This is a genomic window from Shewanella sp. ECSMB14102 (genome assembly GCF_000813075.1).
Classification (GTDB): domain Bacteria; phylum Pseudomonadota; class Gammaproteobacteria; order Enterobacterales; family Shewanellaceae; genus Shewanella; species Shewanella indica.
This window is the reverse complement of sequence record NZ_JWGX01000119.1, coordinates 1-993: the sequence shown is the minus strand read 5'-3', so window position 1 is coordinate 993 and position 993 is coordinate 1. Positions and strand designations below refer to the sequence as shown.

Annotated in this window: 2 tRNA genes; both read right to left on the bottom strand. The window is 46.7% G+C overall.

Features of this window, described 5'->3' with window-relative positions:
- Positions 1-516: 516 nt before the first annotated feature.
- Positions 517-592: transfer RNA gene (locus tag RC73_RS19610), tRNA-Ala, on the bottom strand.
- Between the two features lie 181 nt (positions 593-773).
- Positions 774-850, bottom strand: a tRNA-Ile gene (locus RC73_RS19605).
- Positions 851-993: the final 143 nt, after the last annotated feature.

Below are 993 nucleotides of genomic sequence, written 5' to 3'. Positions count from 1 at the left end.
ACCGTATACGCTTGGTCGCTTAACCATACAACCCGGATGAGTTTTCATCTCGCTTGTCAGTACTCATGTTGTCGTTATTGTGCTTTTCATTCGTCAGTCATGTAGCGTTGCTACACTCCTTCCTCACTCAAATCACCGCTTAGACACCATGTCGCCTGACTTCGCTGCCTTATCGGCAACATAGCGGAAAACACGGGTTGTATCGCAACCAGCTTAGGTTTACTTGTCTCACCTCCGGGTTAAGGAAGTGGACTCGCCTTGAAGAATTTCCAAAACACTTGATTGAAGTGTTTGAGAACTCAATTTGTATTCATCAAATACAACTCCTAAGAGTCGTCTTGATGTCTACTATCAGCTTTCCAAATTGTTAAAGAGCAACCTCCATGGAAGGAGGGAGTGTCGAAAATTGTATGGAACAATTTCGACCGGGCTTAAAAAAGCCAAAGATAAATACTGACTTATCTTTGGCGTCTCTCGTCCTTTGTAGAGTGACGGTTCCAGCACTTCCAAGGGAAGTGGTGGAGCTATGCGGGATCGAACCGCAGACCTCCTGCGTGCAAGGCAGGCGCTCTCCCAGCTGAGCTATAGCCCCGTTTTCTTTGCGCTTCTTGTTACCGATTTTGTTGTTAGCTTTCGCCTCAAACTCGATAAAAAGCTCTCGCAAACAGTCTTGAACACCGTTCTGTTCATTCCTTCGACACTAATCAAGGCAGACAGGGAGGAAGTTTACTGGAGTAAACGACGACCTGTTTAACGCAGAATAGCGGAAGAATTGGTGGGTCTGAGTAGACTCGAACTACCGACCTCTCGCTTATCAGGCGAACGCTCTAACCACCTGAGCTACAGACCCCCATGCTCTACTTCTTTTATCAAGCAATCTGTGTGAACACTCAAAAGGTACACGGATGTACCGAATGTCGAAAATGCAGGAGCAATTTTCGACCAAGCACCAATTATCGCTTAGGTAAGGAGGTGATCCAGCCCCAGGTTCCC